This window comes from Bradyrhizobium sp. 137 (assembly GCF_023074095.1).
GTDB lineage: Bacteria > Pseudomonadota > Alphaproteobacteria > Rhizobiales > Xanthobacteraceae > Bradyrhizobium.
Genome location: NZ_JADPKU010000103.1, coordinates 64,211 through 79,740 on the forward strand (window position 1 = coordinate 64,211; position 15,530 = coordinate 79,740).

The 15,530-nt window shown below is 63.7% G+C and carries 19 protein-coding genes; 8 read left to right on the forward strand and 11 right to left on the reverse strand.

Going from position 1 to position 15,530, the window contains the following annotated elements:
- Window positions 1-39: 39 nt before the first annotated feature.
- Genes IVA78_RS28035 through IVA78_RS28045 form a run of 3 tightly spaced genes read right to left on the reverse strand, consistent with a single transcriptional unit; the run spans window position 40 to window position 933 of the window.
- A complete protein-coding gene (locus IVA78_RS28035; RefSeq protein ID WP_247280517.1) occupies window positions 40-318 on the reverse strand; it encodes a DUF1488 domain-containing protein in 279 nt (92 codons plus the stop codon).
- 59 nt (window positions 319-377) lie between these two features.
- Window positions 378-674 carry a hypothetical protein gene (locus IVA78_RS28040; RefSeq protein WP_247451176.1) on the reverse strand — a complete coding sequence of 99 codons (297 nt, stop codon included), beginning with the start codon at window positions 672-674 and terminating at the stop codon, window positions 378-380.
- Window positions 667-933: a hypothetical protein gene (locus IVA78_RS28045; protein ID WP_247468774.1), complete on the reverse strand. Its 267-nt coding sequence runs from the start codon at window positions 931-933 to the stop codon at window positions 667-669. The genes IVA78_RS28040 and IVA78_RS28045 overlap by 8 nt, the downstream gene beginning before the upstream one ends.
- A gap of 352 nt (window positions 934-1,285) precedes the next feature.
- Between IVA78_RS28045 and IVA78_RS28050 the strand changes: the two genes are divergently transcribed.
- The gene (locus IVA78_RS28050) at window positions 1,286-1,630 is read left to right on the forward strand and encodes a hypothetical protein (RefSeq protein ID WP_247451173.1); all 345 of its coding nucleotides are present in this window, start codon (window positions 1,286-1,288) and stop codon (window positions 1,628-1,630) included.
- A gap of 552 nt (window positions 1,631-2,182) precedes the next feature.
- A complete protein-coding gene (locus IVA78_RS28055) occupies window positions 2,183-2,590 on the forward strand; it encodes a hypothetical protein (protein WP_247280629.1) in 408 nt (135 codons plus the stop codon).
- A gap of 174 nt (window positions 2,591-2,764) precedes the next feature.
- On the opposite strand, the gene IVA78_RS28060 is transcribed toward IVA78_RS28055, so the two are convergent.
- On the reverse strand, window positions 2,765-3,340 hold the full coding sequence (locus IVA78_RS28060) for a nuclear transport factor 2 family protein (protein ID WP_247468776.1): 576 nt from the start codon (window positions 3,338-3,340) through the stop codon (window positions 2,765-2,767).
- A gap of 83 nt (window positions 3,341-3,423) precedes the next feature.
- Here IVA78_RS28060 and IVA78_RS28065 point away from each other — a divergent pair, with 83 nt between their 5' ends.
- From IVA78_RS28065 to IVA78_RS28080, 4 genes are all read left to right on the forward strand, one after another.
- Window positions 3,424-4,377, forward strand: a complete 954-nt coding sequence (locus IVA78_RS28065; protein WP_247468778.1) for a LysR family transcriptional regulator — start codon at window positions 3,424-3,426, stop codon at window positions 4,375-4,377.
- A gap of 173 nt (window positions 4,378-4,550) precedes the next feature.
- Entirely contained in the window at window positions 4,551-6,014 is a 1,464-nt protein-coding gene (locus IVA78_RS28070) for a GH1 family beta-glucosidase (protein WP_247468780.1), read from the forward strand.
- Window positions 6,015-6,204: 190 nt separating this feature from the next.
- Window positions 6,205-7,437 (forward strand): acetyl-CoA C-acetyltransferase, encoded by a 1,233-nt coding sequence (locus IVA78_RS28075; protein WP_247468782.1) that lies wholly within the window; start codon window positions 6,205-6,207, stop codon window positions 7,435-7,437.
- A gap of 283 nt (window positions 7,438-7,720) precedes the next feature.
- Complete coding sequence (locus tag IVA78_RS28080) at window positions 7,721-8,023, forward strand: HU family DNA-binding protein (RefSeq protein ID WP_084805933.1); 303 nt, start codon at window positions 7,721-7,723, stop codon at window positions 8,021-8,023.
- Between the two features lie 71 nt (window positions 8,024-8,094).
- On the opposite strand, the gene IVA78_RS28085 is transcribed toward IVA78_RS28080, so the two are convergent.
- The 7 genes from IVA78_RS28085 to IVA78_RS28115 form a co-directional block, all read right to left on the reverse strand.
- On the reverse strand, window positions 8,095-8,250 hold the full coding sequence (locus IVA78_RS28085) for a hypothetical protein (RefSeq protein WP_247468784.1): 156 nt from the start codon (window positions 8,248-8,250) through the stop codon (window positions 8,095-8,097).
- 5 nt (window positions 8,251-8,255) lie between these two features.
- Window positions 8,256-10,637: an endopeptidase La gene (gene lon, locus IVA78_RS28090; RefSeq protein WP_247468786.1), complete on the reverse strand. Its 2,382-nt coding sequence runs from the start codon at window positions 10,635-10,637 to the stop codon at window positions 8,256-8,258.
- A gap of 8 nt (window positions 10,638-10,645) precedes the next feature.
- On the reverse strand, window positions 10,646-11,029 hold the full coding sequence (locus IVA78_RS28095; RefSeq protein WP_247468789.1) for an Hsp20/alpha crystallin family protein: 384 nt from the start codon (window positions 11,027-11,029) through the stop codon (window positions 10,646-10,648).
- A gap of 153 nt (window positions 11,030-11,182) precedes the next feature.
- Entirely contained in the window at window positions 11,183-11,749 is a 567-nt protein-coding gene (locus IVA78_RS28100) for a ferritin-like domain-containing protein (RefSeq protein WP_247354566.1), read from the reverse strand.
- A 114-nt stretch (window positions 11,750-11,863) separates the two neighbouring features.
- Window positions 11,864-12,070, reverse strand: a complete 207-nt coding sequence (locus tag IVA78_RS28105) for a hypothetical protein (protein WP_247280529.1) — start codon at window positions 12,068-12,070, stop codon at window positions 11,864-11,866.
- Between the two features lie 87 nt (window positions 12,071-12,157).
- On the reverse strand, window positions 12,158-13,345 hold the full coding sequence (locus IVA78_RS28110; protein ID WP_247468790.1) for a carboxylate-amine ligase: 1,188 nt from the start codon (window positions 13,343-13,345) through the stop codon (window positions 12,158-12,160).
- A 3-nt stretch (window positions 13,346-13,348) separates the two neighbouring features.
- The gene (locus IVA78_RS28115; protein ID WP_247468792.1) at window positions 13,349-14,167 is read right to left on the reverse strand and encodes a gamma-glutamyl-gamma-aminobutyrate hydrolase family protein; all 819 of its coding nucleotides are present in this window, start codon (window positions 14,165-14,167) and stop codon (window positions 13,349-13,351) included.
- Window positions 14,168-14,511: 344 nt separating this feature from the next.
- Here IVA78_RS28115 and IVA78_RS28120 point away from each other — a divergent pair, with 344 nt between their 5' ends.
- On the forward strand, window positions 14,512-14,709 hold the full coding sequence (locus IVA78_RS28120; RefSeq protein WP_346015551.1) for a hypothetical protein: 198 nt from the start codon (window positions 14,512-14,514) through the stop codon (window positions 14,707-14,709).
- Between the two features lie 162 nt (window positions 14,710-14,871).
- A complete protein-coding gene (locus IVA78_RS28125) occupies window positions 14,872-15,525 on the forward strand; it encodes an L-fuculose-phosphate aldolase (RefSeq protein ID WP_247280532.1) in 654 nt (217 codons plus the stop codon).
- Window positions 15,526-15,530: the final 5 nt, after the last annotated feature.

Here is a 15,530-nt window from a genome sequence, read left to right on the forward strand (position 1 = left end):
GTGACGCCGCAAGAAGGCCGGTCGCGGTGCTGTCGTTGCTTATGACCTGAAATCGATGCCTCGCAGCACAATGCCTGGTGGCGTGCCCTCGAACTCCGTCGCACGATATTTGCTCGCCGCGCATGCTTCGATGCGATCCCGCAATCGGCTGAACTGGGCCTCCCGCTGCTCGGGTTTGACTTGCGGGCCGCGCTCGAGGTCGTCCATCGCGGAAGTCGAGATCGCGCAAGGAATCTCCCGGGCACCGTCATGCATCGAGAACCGGACGATCATTCGGTCGTATTCGTGGCCGATAAAGCGGCCGCTGGTCAATGTCATGGCTTGCTCCGTTAACCTGATTGCGGCATGTCGAGAATGCGGGGCGGCCGTCGTTCGCCTCAGACCTCGCCCGACAGCCGGGCGAAATCGTCGAACAGTGCTGCCACTAGCGCGCGATGGCGCGTATCCTCGGAAGGCAGACTCGCAGCATAGAGGTTGAGCAGATGGCGCGCCTTCACTGCCGCCTCCGGCCAGGACGCGGCTGGCACCGTCATCATGCGGTTTTCCAGATCGGCTTCACGCTCGCGCAGCTCGCGGAGATGCGCCTCCACGTCAGCCAACGCACGGCGCAGGTCGGTTGCCTTCTGCGCGGCCATGCCGCGATGCTTGTCGAGATCAACCGGCCGCTCAGTCATTGGTGATGCTCGCGTCCGCGGCTTGTGCGTTCGCAAGATCGATCGAGCCGATCGACAGCATCTCCGTAGCGCCGCAAGCGCCTTCGGCGGGCACCGTGATCATCGTGGCAATGCGGCGATAGGCCGAGAAGGTCAGGCCCTCGATCGTCTCCTCGTCTGTGACGACCTCATAGGTGCCGGCCGGCAAGGTGCGTTCGATGCCGCGTATGCGGAACGGATGCTTGAACTTGACGGTTTCTCGCCGCGAGCGGATGGTCATGCACGCCTGCCTTTCGCAAGTGAAGCCCCAACCGATGCCGGCTGTCGCGACCATGCGCCCTTCGCATGGCAATAGCCAGCACTATCGTGACCAGCCGGCAAATGAAGATGTCGCGGCGGAGCCGTCGCGCGCGCGGCATTTAACGCTCGCTATTGGCTCGACGCGGGCGTAGCCTCGCCACCATCACCGCACATCTCAACGGCTTCGACCGGTGACTGAGGGTCACGTGTGCTCCCGCCGAAGGCCTCGCAGGAGCATTCGATGTCGCGTGTTCGCATCTCGGAATGGATCGTGCCGCCGGTGATCGTTCCGTTGTTTTTACTGCTTCTCGTATGCGGAGCCGCCGTCCTCAATGGCTAGGACAACCCGCGTGCCATATCTGGTCAGCGGAACCAACGAATACGGCAGCTCCAATCTCGGCCGCGGCAGTGCAACGGTCGCGCTGCGGCTTGCGCGAAGGCTGCTGCGCGAAGGCTACATGGACGTCAGGGTCTGCACTCCGCGCGGACGGGTGCTGCAGTCGAACGAACTCGACGAACTCAAACCACTAAAGGAGAGCGACATGGCGAAAGGCCAGCAACGCGGCAATCGCGAAGCCAAGAAGCCGAAGAAGGAAAAGGCCAAGGTGATCGCTGCGGCGCCGAACCGCAAGGAAGCCGCTTGGCAGCCGGATTTCGGGACGGTGAAAAAGAAGTAGCGAGGAACGAGGCCGAAGGGACGGGCGAGCTCGAGGCGCCGCTCGAATTGACTCTCCTAATGAACTCGCAACTTCTGATGTCGCCTGTTCGTGCGTAGCGGGCGGCGCGTCGGGGTTCCCATGTCCGCTTTTCCCAAGCGACACGGCTTGATTGGAAATCGAGAGCGGCCGCCGGCTTTCGACCGGACGGCACAAGATCGGTACCCTGTATTCCTCGCCGCCGAATTGATCTTTAACCAAGCAGAAACCATCGCGAATGATCGGAAAATTTTAACGAAACTCTCCGGCCGGTTCTGCGTCGGTTCGTCGGAGGGCCCGGCTGATGACAGAGCACCAGTTGCGAGAGCAGGAATTCAAGATCGCACGCTATCGGCGCCTGGAGCGGGAAGTGACAGATCCGCTCGCCGCATGTCTGCTTCACAGCATCATCGAGGAGCTCGAGGCCGAGCTGCGGAGGGACCAACCGGATTGGCACGGGCCGCGCGATTAACGCTTTCTTAGCACTAATGCTGCGGACTATCCGCTCAGGAGTACCAGGCGGAGATGGCTCCCATGCTGAAGGACGGCACCTACGCGGCTTGGTACAAGACGCCGCTCGACCAGGGCACCGGGATCGTCCATGTCGCAGACGGACAAATCTGGGGCCGCGACAGCCTGATGACGTATCATGGCTCCTGTCACGTCGATGGCGATCGCTTCACCGCCACGGTATCGACCAAGCGCCATACCGACGGCCGCGCAACGGTGTTCGGCAACGACGATGAGCTCACGCTGCACATCGAAGGAAGCTGCCCCGGCAAGATCGCGAGTTACACGGCGACAGCGATACAAGTCCCGGGAATGATCCTCCAAGGCACGCTCATCCTGACCGAACAGCAGCCACCGGCACCTGAACGAGCCGGGCAGATGCCGGAGTTCAATCCCGACAAGCTGCCGAAGTTGCCGAAGCGCTCGCGCTGAGCGCGTGCGCCATCGCGACGAAACCGCTCGTCGAAGCCTTGCCACCTAACGCCCTGCAAACTTCAGGAATGGCGACGCAGAATCCCCCCGCGCGCGCCAACCAGCAGGGGGACGTTTCACGCGGAATACGGCGACGTTCTGAGTCAGTTGGCTGCTCCAGCGAGGCGAGGGAGATCATTTTTCCTCCCTCCAACCCCGGGCGAGTATCGCCGCTTGTTGCAAGGTGATGCTTCGGACCAGCGGATCCGCATGACGGTGCACGAGTTGCCAATCCGTGCCATCCTTGCGGTAGACTTCAGTAACGCGCAGCGACCAGTCTTGAGCCGCCAACCCGCCCACCTCGGCCCGCTGGTGTTCGACCATAACGAGAACGACGAGCTCGCTCGATGCATAGGTTTGCAAAACCTCGAGTTCGGTTTCGCCTTCCCTGAAATATCGCGATAGGTCAGCCAAGCGCTTGGGGCTGGCGTCGAATCCGCGACTTGCAGGACCGCCGAAGGGCTGCATCAGCGTGAAATCCGGCGCAATGCGGACAAGCTGGAACCAGCGATCCATGTCGCCACGCATGAAGGCGGCATTCTTCTCGCGGGCGCGTTCGATGAGGCTGGCTATCACGTCGTTCCCGGCGGCCGCATCGGCCGAAAGCTGAGCGGACAGAGGAAGCGCAGCCGTAGCGGCCATCATCGAGCGCCGCGACATCGCCTCCGGCGAGCCTGGCGACTTGTTCAGTCCGGGCGGTCTCTTGGTCATTTCAGGACTCCTGATCGAACGACGAGCGAGCCCAATCCATGCGGCCTTGATCTTGATGAATCCAGCGATATGATTTCAGCAATATGCTGAAAAAAATTGATCTATCCAGGATTGATCTGAATCTGCTCGTGCTCTTCCGCGTCGTTCTGGAAGAACGTCATGTCGCGCGCGCAGCCGCTCGGCTGAGCCTGACGCCGTCGGCTGTCAGCCATGCGCTTGGCCGGCTCCGTCTTCTGCTGAACGATCCGCTGTTCCTGCGGACACCGAAGGGCGTCGTTCCAACGGCGCGGGCGTTGGAGCTTGGCGAGCCGGTGGCCGAGATCATCGCGCGTGTCGAACACCTGATCGGGTCGGCTGGGCCGTTCGACCCTGTGAAAAGCAGCCGTCGGTTCACGATTGGCGCCCCCGACGCCGTCCTGGTCTCCACAACCGTTCCGCTCTTGCGTTCGATCGCGACTGCGGCACCTCACATTGACATCGGGCTGATCCATCTGATGCCTGCGCCGCGCGGCGGCGCGATCGGAGAGCCCTGGCACCAAAGTCTCGACATGCTCGAAACACGCGAGCTCGATATCGCAATGCTGCCGCTGCCGGCGGTATCATCGCGTTTCGAGGCACGCAGGCTCTATGAGGAGGAGTTCGTGCTGGCCATGCGCAGGGGACATCCCTTGGCAACAGCGCCACCCCGTGCTGCATTCTCGCAATCACAGCACCTGCTGGTGTCTCTCAGCGGTGAACCGCGTGGTTTCGTCGACGAGATGTTGGCAAAGCGTGGCCTCGAACGCCGCATCGCCCTAACGGTCCCGAATTTCATGATGGCGCTTGTCCAGCTTTCTGGGTCTGATCTGATCGCAGCGTTGCCGCGCCGACTGGTGGAGCACTATGCCGGCCGCTTCGGCTTGGTGTTTGTCGAGCTGCCTTTCGCCCGCAAACCGGATACGATCCGGGCCATCGCAACCAAGGCAGCGATGAGAGACGCCGGCATCGCCTGGCTGATGCAGGTTGTGGTCGGTTCAGTCGGAACAACCCGGCCCTAAGATCGCCGGCCCTGAAAACACGAGAGGTGTTCAGCCGACGCAGGAAAATGGACGACATCGTGCCTGCTGCGTCACCAACGCTTGCCGGATCTGGGTCCTCCTGCATGCGCTTCTCAAACGGCCCGGAACTGTTCATTGTGCCGGGCCCAAATGAAGAAAGCGGAGCAGCATCAATGTCGGACCCCGTCTCGCGTCGCCAGTTTGCCAAGCTGGCGGGATTGTCCGCAGCCGGAGTTGCGAGTCCACTTGAAGCCCTCGAGGTCAAGCCGGTATCGCCGCCGCGCAGCGGAAACGGCTTCCCCGCAGGCTTCCTCTGGGGCACGGCGACCTCGTCCTATCAGGTCGAGGGTGCGGTCAACGAGGATGGGCGAGGGGCCTCGATCTGGGACAAGTTTGTCCGCATCCCCGGCAAGATTGAGGACGGCACCAATGGCGACCGCGCCAACGAGCATTATCAACGCTACAAGGAGGATGTCGCGCTCATCAAGGAGCTCGGCTGCAAGGCCTATCGCTTCTCAGTGGCCTGGCCGCGGGTGTTTCCGGACGGCGACGGCAAGCCCAATCTGAAGGGGCTCGACTTCTACAACCGCCTGATCGACGAGCTCCTCAAGAACGGCATCGAGCCGTGGCTGACACTGTATCATTGGGACCTGCCGCAATCGCTCCAGGACCGTTTTGGCGGCTGGCGCTCGACCGAGACTTGCAAGATCTTCGGCGACTATGCGGCCTATGTCGCCAAGCATCTGACCGACCGGGTCAAGAACGTGTTCACGCTGAACGAGAGCGGCCGCTTCGTCTATTTTGGCTATGGCATCGGCATCGACGCGCCGGGCTTGACGCTGCCGCAGGCCGAGGTCAACCAGATCAGGCACAACAGTGCGCTCGCGCACGGGCTCGCCGTGCAGGCGGTGCGCGCCCATGGCCGCCGCGGCACCCGCGTAGGGCCGGCCGAGAACATCGACGCCTGTGCGCCCGCGATCGACACGCCGGAGAACGTCCGCGCCGCGGGAATCGCGCTGCGCGAGATGAATGCCGGCTATCTCAACGTCATCATGACGGGCAAGTATACCGACGCCTTCCTGAAATTCGCCGGGCCCAACGCGCCGAAATATACCGATGCGGAGCTGAAGATCATCTCCTCGCCGGTCGATTTCCTCGGCCTCAACATCTACGCGCCGCAGCACTATGTGGTGGCTTCCGACCAGGGTGCCGGCTTCATGCCGCTGCCGATCCCGAAATCGTTCCCGCACATGAACTCGGACTGGTTGCGCGTCGGTCCCGAGACGATCTACTGGGTCCCGAAGCTGGCTGCGAAGATCTGGAAGACCGACGCGATCTATATCAGCGAGAACGGCACCTCCAGCGATGACGTCATCACGGCCGACGGCAAGATCTACGACACCGATCGCATCATGTATCTGCGCAACTATCTCGCCCAGCTCCAGCGCGCCACCACTGAGGGTGTGCCGGTGCGCGGCTACTTCCTCTGGAGCCTGATGGATAATTTCGAATGGGTGTACGGGCTGAACAAGCGCTTCGGCCTCTACCACGTCAATTTCGACACCCAGGTCCGCACCCCAAAGCTCAGCGCCAGCTTCTACCGCAACGTGATCGCGAACAACGCGGCGGGTGTGTGAGCGCCTTCTTCCCGTGTAGATCCATGACGTCGCTGAGGCTTTCGCGCCCGATCGCTCAGATCGCATGCCCCTAGCCCGATTTTACGCGTAGCGGAAAATCCGGGTGAGGGGTGCACACGCCACGCATTGACTCACCTGTCGCCCTAATTCACAACGCCTCTCAACACCCATAAACAAGAGGACAACGCCAATGGTTGACGCGCTCATCATCGATGCCTGCCGCACCCCGCGGGGCGTCGGCAAGGCCGGCAAGGGAGCACTCTCGGGCATTCATCCGCAGCAACTGGGTGCAACCGTGCTGCGCGCGCTTGCCGACCGCACCGGCATCGATACCGCCGATGTCGACGACATCGTCTGGGGCTGCAGCGCGCAGGTCGCGACGCAAGGCGGCGATCTCGGGCGGATGTCGGCGCTGGATGCCGGCTATGACGTGCGCGCGAGCGCGGTGACGCTCGACCGCTTCTGCGGCTCCGGCATCACCAGCGTCAACATGGCCGCCAGTTCGATCATGGCGGGCGCCGAAGACCTCGTCATCGCCGGCGGCTGCGAGATGATGTCGATGGAGGGGCGGCGCGGCTCTGGTCCGATGATGATGGACAGCGGCAATCTTCGCCTGCGCGCGCGGCACCCGCAGTCGCACCAGGGCGTCTGCGCCGATGCCATCGCGACGCTGGAGGGTATCACGCGGCAGGACGTCGACGCGCTCGGGCTGGAGAGCCAGAAACGGGCAGCGCATGCGATCGCGAACGGCCACTTCAAGAAGAGCCTCGTGCCCGTCCACCGCGAGGACGGCAGCCTTGCGCTCGACCATGAAGAATATCCGCGCCCGCAGACCACGATGGAGGGGCTGAGCAGCCTGAAGCCCGCGTTCTCCGCCGTCGCCGACTATGCGCTCGACGATAAGGGCACGACCTATCGCGGCTTGATCCTGCAAAAGTATCCCGACCTCGAGATCGACTTCGTGCACCACGCCGGCAACTCGTCTGGCGTCGTCGACGGCGCCGCCGCAATCCTGCTGGCCTCGCCGGCCTACGCCAAGGCACATGGCCTCAAACCGCGCGCCCGCGTCGTGGCGATGGCCAACATGGGGGACTCGCCGACCCTGATGCTGAACGCGCCGGTCCCGGCGACGCGCAAGGTGCTGGCGAAGGCGGGGCTGACCGTTGATGACATTGACCTGTTCGAGATCAACGAGGCCTTTGCGGTGGTTGCGGAAAAATACATCCGCGATCTCAGGCTCGATTGCGCCAAGGTCAACGTCAATGGCGGCTCGATCGCGCTCGGCCATCCCATCGGCGCGACGGGCTCGATCCTGATCGGCACCGTACTCGACGAGCTCGAACGGCGCGACCTGAAGCGCGGTCTCGTCACCATGTGCGCCGCCGGCGGCATGGCGCCCGCCGTCATCATCGAGCGCGTCTAGCCCTTATATTTCAGGGTGAATCGCGACCGGCCTCCGGCAAAGAGGCCGGTCGTCGCTTGTCGAAAGCATCGAATCAGCTTTAGCAAGGTGGCTTGCGGGCCTTTGAAACAAGGCAAAAAGCGCTGCCTGAGGCTCCTTTCGCTCCGGAAGCAGCTAAAATGCAGGGTTTTTTGTCACAGAGGGCCAAAAAAGCCCGTAAAAACCGCGACAAAACTGTGCAGAAGGCTATAGGCCTTCGCCGGTTGGTCTAATATGCAACCGGCAACGAATCAGAGGAGACACGATGCCAACCCAAATGTCGAAATCGCAGCTGATCGAAAAGATTGCGACCGCCACCGAGCTTTCCAAGCGTGACGTCAAGAGCGTCATGGAGACGCTGACCGACGTCGGTCACAAGGAGCTCAAGAAGAACGGCCTGTTCCTGGTGCCGGGCTTCGCCAAGTTCGTGGTCATCAAGAAGCCCGCGACCAAGGCGCGCAAGGGTACCAACCCGTTCACGGGTGAAGAGATGATGTTCAAGGCCAAGCCGGCCCGGAAGATCGTCCGCGCCCGCCCGGTCAAGGCTGCCAAGGACGCCGTGGCCTGACAACGCAAAGGCCCCCTCGATCGGAGGGGGCCTTTTATTTGGGGCTGCCGCGAGGGCTTGAGACGGAGGGCTCAACCCTTGCGGTGCTTCACCCGTACCGGGACTGGCTCAAGCCGCGGTCCTGGCGCCACCAGCGCATCGCGCACCCGGTCGATGGCGCGATCGAGCAGCTGGCGCAGCCGCTGCGTTTTCCGCGATCGCTTCGCTCTTTCCAGCAATCCGCTCATCACCGTTACTCCGCAGCTTCGACCTTGGCGTCAGCCGGCTCGAGCGCCGCGGCGATGGCTTCGTCCACGCGCTCCAGCCAGATGAATTCGAGGTTGTCCCGCGCGCTCTTTGGGATCTCGTCGTAGTCCCGTTTGTTGCGCGCCGGTAGCATCACCCGCTTCAATCCGGCAGCGGCGGCGGCCACCACCTTCTCCTTGATGCCGCCGACAGGCAGCACCAGGCCGCGCAGCGAGATCTCGCCGGTCATCGCGGTGTCGCTGCGCACCGTGCGATTGGTGAGCAGGGACGTTAGCGCCGTGAACATCGCAACGCCCGCGCTCGGTCCGTCCTTCGGGGTCGCGCCCGCGGGAACGTGAACATGGATGTCGCTCTTCTCGAACAGCTGCGGATCGATGCCGAGCTGGGTGGCTTTGCTCTTCACCAGCGTCAGCGCAGCCTGCACGCTCTCGCGCATGACGTCGCCGAGCTGACCGGTCAGGATCAGGCCGCCCTTGCCGGGCACGCGCGTCGCCTCGATGAACAGGATGTCGCCGCCGACCGGCGTCCACGCAAGGCCGGTGGCGACGCCCGGAACGCTGGTGCGCAGCGCGATCTCGCCTTCGAAGCGCGGCTGGCCGAGTACGATGGCGATGTCCTTCGGGCCCACCACGACCTTTGCGGCCGTGCCCTCGGCGACCTGCACCGCGGCATGCCGGAACACCTTGCCGATCTCGCGCTCGAGGTTACGCACGCCGGCCTCGCGGGTGTAGCCCTTGACGATCAGCTTCAGCGCCTCCGGCTCGATCTCGGCCTGTTCGGCCGAGAGGCCGTTGGCCTCCAGCTGTCGCCGCACCAGGTAGCGCCGCGCGATCTCCAGCTTCTCGTCCTCGGTGTAGCCGGCGAGGCTGATCAACTCCATGCGGTCCAGGAGCGGACCCGGGATCTGATCCAGCATGTTGGCGGTCGCGATGAACACCACGCGCGACAGGTCGAAGGGCACGCCCAGGTAATTGTCCCGGAACGTCCCGTTCTGCTCGGGGTCGAGCACCTCCAGCATGGCGGCGGAAGGATCGCCCTGCACACCGCGGCCCATCTTGTCGATCTCGTCGAGCATCATCACGCAGTTGCGGGCGCCCGCCTTCTTGATGCCCTGGATGATGTTGCCGGGCAGCGCGCCGATATAGGTGCGCCGGTGGCCGCGGATCTCCGCCTCGTCATGCACGCCGCCTAAGCTGACGCGCACGAAGGGGCGATCCATCGCGCGTGCGATGGATTGGCCGAGCGAGGTCTTGCCGACGCCGGGCGGGCCGACGAAGCACAGGATCGGGGCCTTGCCCTGCGGGGCGAGCTTGCGCACCGCCAGATATTCGATGATCCGGCTCTTGATCTTCTCCAGGCCGAAATGATCGGCATCGAGGATGCGGCGCGCCTCCTTGATGTCGATCGGCTTCTCCGCGGGCAGGGCCCAGGGCAGCTCGATCAGCCAGTCGAGATAGGTGCGGACCATGCCGGCTTCGCCGGCGGCCTCCGGCATGCGCTCGTAGCGGCGCAGCTCCTTCTTGGCGTGCGCGTCCGCCTCGGGCGGCATGTTAGCCTTGGCGATGGCAGCCGTCAGCTCGGCGACCTCAGCCTGCTTGCCGTCGCCTTCGCCGAGCTGGCGCTGGATGGTCGCCATCTGCTCGCGCAGGATCGCCTCGCGCTGCCGCTCGTCGAAGCTGGCCCGGGTCTTCTGGCCGATCTCGTTGCTGATGCGCAGCACCTCCAGCCGCTCGGCGAGGTGCTTCGACACCTTCTCGACCCGCAAGGCGAGGTCAATGGTCTCCAGCACCTCCTGCTTGTCCTGCGGCTTGATGTCCATGAACGAGGTCGCGAGGTCCGCCAGCGCGCCGGGCGCGCTGGTGCCCTGGAACATCGCGGCCAGCTCGGGCGGGGCCTGCGGCAGCAGCTCGATCGCCTCGATGGCCTGGCGCTGCAGGTTGAGCGCGCGCGCCTCGATCTCAGGCGAGGTCGTGGTCGGCTCGGGGATCTGCTGGATGCGCGCAGCCAGGAAAGGTGTGCCCGGCAGGAAGTCGAGGATGCGGGCGCGCTGCACGCCCTGGCAGACGATGTGGTGGCTGCCGTCGGGCGCGGTGATGTAGCGCACGATATTGGCGATGGTCGCGACCCGGTAGAGGTCGTCCGGGCCGGGCTCGTCGATCTCGGGGCTGCGTTGCAGGACGATGCCGACCGGCCGCTGCTCGCGCAGCGCCTGCTGCGCGGCGGCGATGGACTTTGCGCGGCCGATCGAAATCGGCGCGATGGCACCGGGAAACAGCACCATCTCGCGCACGGGGATGATGATCAATGCGTCCTCGGGAATCTTCACGTCGGAACCGTTTTGCTGGGTATTCATCTGTTCGGGAGCCATGATCAATCTCAGGATTTGGCGAGGCGCAGCGCGACGCAGCCGTCCATCACGAAGCGGCTGATGGCATAGCGGCCAAGCGGAAGCGCGATGCGCCGCTCGAAGCGGCCCTGCGGCAGCTCGAGCCGGTGGATGCGGGCGTTGCGAAGCTCCGGGGGAAGGGTGCGCTGGCCGGAGATCACGAGCACGCCGTCATGGATCGCCGTCTCGACATTGCTCGGATTGACGCCGGGAAGCGCGATCAGGATCAGGAGCTCTTGCTCGGTTTCGAGCACGTCGATCGGTGGCTCCCAGCAAACTTCCTGGCGGCCGAACTGCTGGCGCAGCCGTTCGGCGCGGGTCAGCGAGTCCAGGGCTTCGGACAGCATCCAGTCGAGGGGATTTTTGGGTTGCATGATGCGGACTCGGCGATGGGAAAGGCTGCATATGGGACTGGTTCCCCAGAATTCCAGCCCGCCGGCGCGGACGTGCCATGCGGATCCTGCGATCCAGAAAAGGAAAACGCCGCGGCTCGCACCGCGGCGTTCCGTTATCGGCCACGCACGGCGTCAGGCCGCTGCGCGGTACTCCTCTTCCGCTTCGAGGTTGATCACGGAGGTGGCGAGCTCGGTCAGCGCGTGGTCGGTCGCCTCTTCCTCGTCCAAGGTCTCCTGAAGCAGCCTTGCCGCATCCTGCATGCCGAGCTCCTCGGCCCAGGTCCGCAGCGTGCCGTAGCGGGAGATTTCGTAATGTTCGACCGCCTGTGCCGAGGCGAGCAGGCCCGCATCGAGGGCGGGGGCGTTCTTGAACTCTTTCATGATTTCGGCGCCCTCGTCCGCGATGCCGTTGATGGCCTCGCAGGGCTTGCCGCGCGCCGGCTTGCCCAGCATTTTGAAGACTTGGTCGAGACGTTTGACCTGGCCCTGGGTCTCGCGCAGATGCTTGTTGAACGCCGCCGCAAGCTCCTTCGAGTTTGCGGCCTTTGCCATTTTGGGCAGCGTCTTGATGATCTTGTTCTCGGCGAAATAGATGTCCTTCAGCGTCTCCAGGAACAGGTCGCTGAGCATCTTCGGCGCCTGACGCGGTCGCCGCGCCGCGGTCTTCTTGGTTGTGCGTTTCTTCGCTCGTTTAGCCATACGTCCTCCTCTTGAGGTGACACGGGAAGGCGTCGCCTTCCTCAATCCTCAGGCGATCAAAACCCTTTCGAGAACGAAAGTTCCAAACTGGCAACCGGGGTTCGTGGCGATCGCTCAGGTCGGGCGCTTATAGGGGTCTTCCTGGCGCTGTCGCTCTTCGGTCGCGCGATCGAGCCGCGCACGCTCGCTGCGGCGCAGGCGGCCGGCCTTCATCACTCCGTAGACGAGGACGCCGCCGAGCACGAACGCGCCGATGAACCAGAGCCAAAGCATCTGGGCCGAGGCGTGACCCAGCAGCATGCTAACTCCGCTGTCGCTCATAGTTGGTCTCCACCGATGTCCATTACGGGCATGCTGAGCTAAGTCGGCTGCCGAAACGTCGTTCCATGCGGCCGCGCTCGGGGGGTGTCAGACGAGATGCGCCAGAGGCTGCCGCACCGGCGTGCCCTTCGGCTCACTGCCGCGCGCCGTGAAGTCGCCGGCCTCGGTCGAAGTCCGCAGCCATTTTGTCACGTCGGCAATGGCCTCCCGCGGCGAGCGACCGAATTTCCGCAAACTACGGAAATATTCGAGCTGAAGATGCGCCGAAGTGCCGCGCTTCGGGATCATCTTCAAATGCTGGATATCGCCTTCGATGCCGAGATGCGCGATGTCGGGCGCCAGCATGGCAATCACCGCGTCGAGCCAGCTCCTGAACGAGATCGGCTCAAAGGACGCCAGATCGATATACGTGCCGTCGGTTCCATAGCGCTGGGCTCGCCAGCGGTTTTCCTCGATCAGCGCGCGGTGCACGGGCGAATAGGTGGCATTGAGATCGGGATGGTGCACGACATGCCGGACCAGCGCGCGAAACAGGGCTGCGATTGCTACCGAATCTGCAATTGCCGTGCAACAGTCGGTGATGCGCAGCTCCAGGGTTGGATGCTGAAGCGACGGCCGTAGCGCCCACCAGACATAGGTGGCATTGGGGACGATGCCGGCGTCGACCAATGTCTTCACATAGGTCTCGTATTCGGCGAGGTTGCGAAACATCTCGGGGAAACCGGTCCGGGGCAGGGCGTCGTTTGCGGCATTGCGGTAGCCGAGCAGTCCCGTTGGATAGCCGCACCAGAACGGCGACGAGGTCGAGAGCGCCAGCAGCAGCGGCAGGAACGGCACCAGGCGGTGCATGATCTCGACGCGTTGGTCCGGCTCAGGCACCTCGACGTGAACGTGCAGCCCGCTGATAGGATTGCCGAGGCCGACCATCCCGAGATCGTTGATGACCTTGCTGTAGCGGCGCTTGCGCGTCATGCGCTGCTGCTGCGGTTGAGCCAGTGGATGCGTTCCCGCGGCAATGATGCCGACCCCGTGGTCCTTGCCAACCTCGGCGAGAACCGAGCGGTAGCGCGTGAGCTCGGCGATCGCATCGGCCGAAGACGCCAGCGGCGGCGTCGCCACCTCGATCTGCGATTGCAGGATTTCGGTGGTCAGCCGTTCGCCGAGGCGCTTCTGGGCCGCCGCCAGATAGGGCTTGGGCAGCTCGGATCTAGGCGCCGCCGATTGCCGATTGACCAGAAAATACTCTTCCTCGATGCCGAAGCGGTAACGGTGCATGGCCTACGCTGCCCCTTGCGGCTTGGCATGCTTGCGAACCGCGTCTCCAAACGCCGAGAGGATGCGGGCCGAGGCATGATCCGTGCTGGCCCAATAGTCCGGATGAAAGAGGGTGCCGAGCGCAAACGCGCTCGCGCCCTTGACGCTGATGGCCTCGATCGAGCCGTCCTCGGCCACCGCTTCCGCGACGAGGCCCGGGGCCAGATCGGCGATCAAGAAACTATGCAGCGAATTTACCGTAATGGCCTCTGCGCTACAGATCTGCTGCAGGACGCCACCCTTGCGCAGCGTCACCTTCTGCCGCAACCGATAGCGCGCATCCTCATTGTCCGCCTCGGGCGTGCCATGACGCTGGTCCTCGGGCATATCGTCCGGCTCCTTCGCCAGCGTGCCGCCGAGAGCAACGTTCAGCTCCTGCATTCCGCGGCAGATGAAAAGAGCGGGGATGCCCCGCGCCAATGCACGCGGGATCAGGCGAAGCGCAATCTCGTCGCGGAATTCATCGAACGGACCGTCGCGCGCCTCGTCGGCCATTTGCCCATACCGGGAGGGATGGACGTTGGTTTGTCCGCCGCCGATGAAAATGCCGTCGAGGCCGTCGAGGTAAGCATCGATGTCTGCTTCGGGCGCTGCCGGAAGGATCCGTGGCACCGCGCCCGCGACGAGCCCGACGGCGTTGACGCAGATCAAGGCGACCGAGGCGAGTTGTTCGCCGCGTGCGACCATGGAATCGGAGAGAATACCGACCTGCGGCGCGCCGCTGCGGGCCTGCCACTGGCCACGCGATGCGCTGTGCCTCCATTGCTGAAGACCATAGGCCACTGCATCCGCAGCGCTACCGAATTGATGAATGGCAGCCTTGAGCTCTCTGACGTTTGTCCCTAATCGAAGCGCCCAGTGACTGCAGGCAACGGGATCGTGCGGGTCAATTGTGGAACGGTGCTCGTGCAATTGTCGCGGCTGCTTCTATTCGTGTGTCGATGCTGAGTGAAACGGCAATCGTGCAGAATGGTTGCTGTCCGATCGAGCTGCCCGATCGTTTTATAAAGCACGCGGGTTAACTTTTGTTATGGCGCTGCACTTGAAGAAGCCAGGCCGGAAGAGACGGCAGCGATTGACATCTCCCTGTCCGCCTTCGTGATGCTGCGAAGCTCGCGATCATCATCGTGGTCGTGCTCTCGGGCCTCCTTCTGCTGCTGTGCTTCGCCTCCGCTCATCTGATACCCAGCATCCTCGAGCGCACCGGAGATGCCGTGCGCTCGCGCATGCTCGGCATGCTGCTCGCAGGCCGCTCGGCTCCATTCGCGACAACGGGATTGCGGCAGCCCAGCCGGGCGTTCGGCGAGGCTGCGACAATCTGGTAATTCTTTGATTTTGCGATGTATTTCCAGACGTTGCGGCCGTGCCGGCAAGACATGGGCCGGTCCGGGTCGCTTTCTCTTGCGCTGCCTTATTGCTTTGACGTACTTCCGGTCTAGCAAACGCCCAGCGCCGACAAACCGCCAAGAAGCCGAGAAGAAATCGAGATGTCGATGACAGCGGACGAGCTCGCCAAGAGACAGGCCATCATCGACGCCTGCCGCCGCATGAATGCGCTCGGTATCAACCAGGGCACCTCGGGTAATATCAGCATCCGGCATGTGGATGGGCTTCTGGTCACCCCGACCAGCGTGCCCTATGACGCTATGACGCCGGACCAGATTGTGTTCATGGCGATGGACGGCTCGCATGCCCCCGGTCAAAAGCCGTCCAGCGAGTGGCGCTTCCATCGCGACATCCTGAAGTCCCGGCCCGACGTCAACGCCGTCGTGCACGCCCATCCGACCTATTGCACCATCCTGGCGATCATGGGCATGGAGATCCCGCCGGTGCACTACATGATCGCGGCCGCCGGTGGCGACAGCATCCGCTGCGCGCCCTATGCCACTTTCGGCACCGTGGAGCTGTCCGAACATGCGGTGCGGGCGCTGGAGGGCCGGCTTGCCTGCCTGCTCGACCATCACGGAATGATCGCGATCGGCAAGACGCTGGACAAGGCGATGTGGCTCGCCGTCGAGGTCGAGACACTGGCGCGGCAATATCACGGCTGTCTCCAGATCGGACAACCGCCGCTGCTGCCGAGCGCCGAGATCGAACGGGTCCGCCAGCGCATGGCAGGCTACGGCCTGTCGGAAGGGTAGGGCGG

Coding starts and splice junctions, on each gene's coding strand:
- IVA78_RS28035 (WP_247280517.1), bottom strand. CDS start 318: ATGACATTGACCAGCGGCCGCTTTATCGGCCACGAATACGACCGAATG.
- IVA78_RS28040 (WP_247451176.1), bottom strand. CDS start 674: ATGACTGAGCGGCCGGTTGATCTCGACAAGCATCGCGGCATGGCCGCG.
- IVA78_RS28045 (WP_247468774.1), bottom strand. CDS start 933: ATGACCATCCGCTCGCGGCGAGAAACCGTCAAGTTCAAGCATCCGTTC.
- IVA78_RS28050 (WP_247451173.1), top strand. CDS start 1,286: ATGGCTAGGACAACCCGCGTGCCATATCTGGTCAGCGGAACCAACGAA.
- IVA78_RS28055 (WP_247280629.1), top strand. CDS start 2,183: ATGCTGAAGGACGGCACCTACGCGGCTTGGTACAAGACGCCGCTCGAC.
- IVA78_RS28060 (WP_247468776.1), bottom strand. CDS start 3,340: ATGACCAAGAGACCGCCCGGACTGAACAAGTCGCCAGGCTCGCCGGAG.
- IVA78_RS28065 (WP_247468778.1), top strand. CDS start 3,424: ATGCTGAAAAAAATTGATCTATCCAGGATTGATCTGAATCTGCTCGTG.
- IVA78_RS28070 (WP_247468780.1), top strand. CDS start 4,551: ATGTCGGACCCCGTCTCGCGTCGCCAGTTTGCCAAGCTGGCGGGATTG.
- IVA78_RS28075 (WP_247468782.1), top strand. CDS start 6,205: ATGGTTGACGCGCTCATCATCGATGCCTGCCGCACCCCGCGGGGCGTC.
- IVA78_RS28080 (WP_084805933.1), top strand. CDS start 7,721: ATGCCAACCCAAATGTCGAAATCGCAGCTGATCGAAAAGATTGCGACC.
- IVA78_RS28085 (WP_247468784.1), bottom strand. CDS start 8,250: ATGAGCGGATTGCTGGAAAGAGCGAAGCGATCGCGGAAAACGCAGCGG.
- lon (WP_247468786.1), bottom strand. CDS start 10,637: ATGGCTCCCGAACAGATGAATACCCAGCAAAACGGTTCCGACGTGAAG.
- IVA78_RS28095 (WP_247468789.1), bottom strand. CDS start 11,029: ATGCAACCCAAAAATCCCCTCGACTGGATGCTGTCCGAAGCCCTGGAC.
- IVA78_RS28100 (WP_247354566.1), bottom strand. CDS start 11,749: ATGGCTAAACGAGCGAAGAAACGCACAACCAAGAAGACCGCGGCGCGG.
- IVA78_RS28105 (WP_247280529.1), bottom strand. CDS start 12,070: ATGAGCGACAGCGGAGTTAGCATGCTGCTGGGTCACGCCTCGGCCCAG.
- IVA78_RS28110 (WP_247468790.1), bottom strand. CDS start 13,345: ATGCACCGTTACCGCTTCGGCATCGAGGAAGAGTATTTTCTGGTCAAT.
- IVA78_RS28125 (WP_247280532.1), top strand. CDS start 14,872: ATGTCGATGACAGCGGACGAGCTCGCCAAGAGACAGGCCATCATCGAC.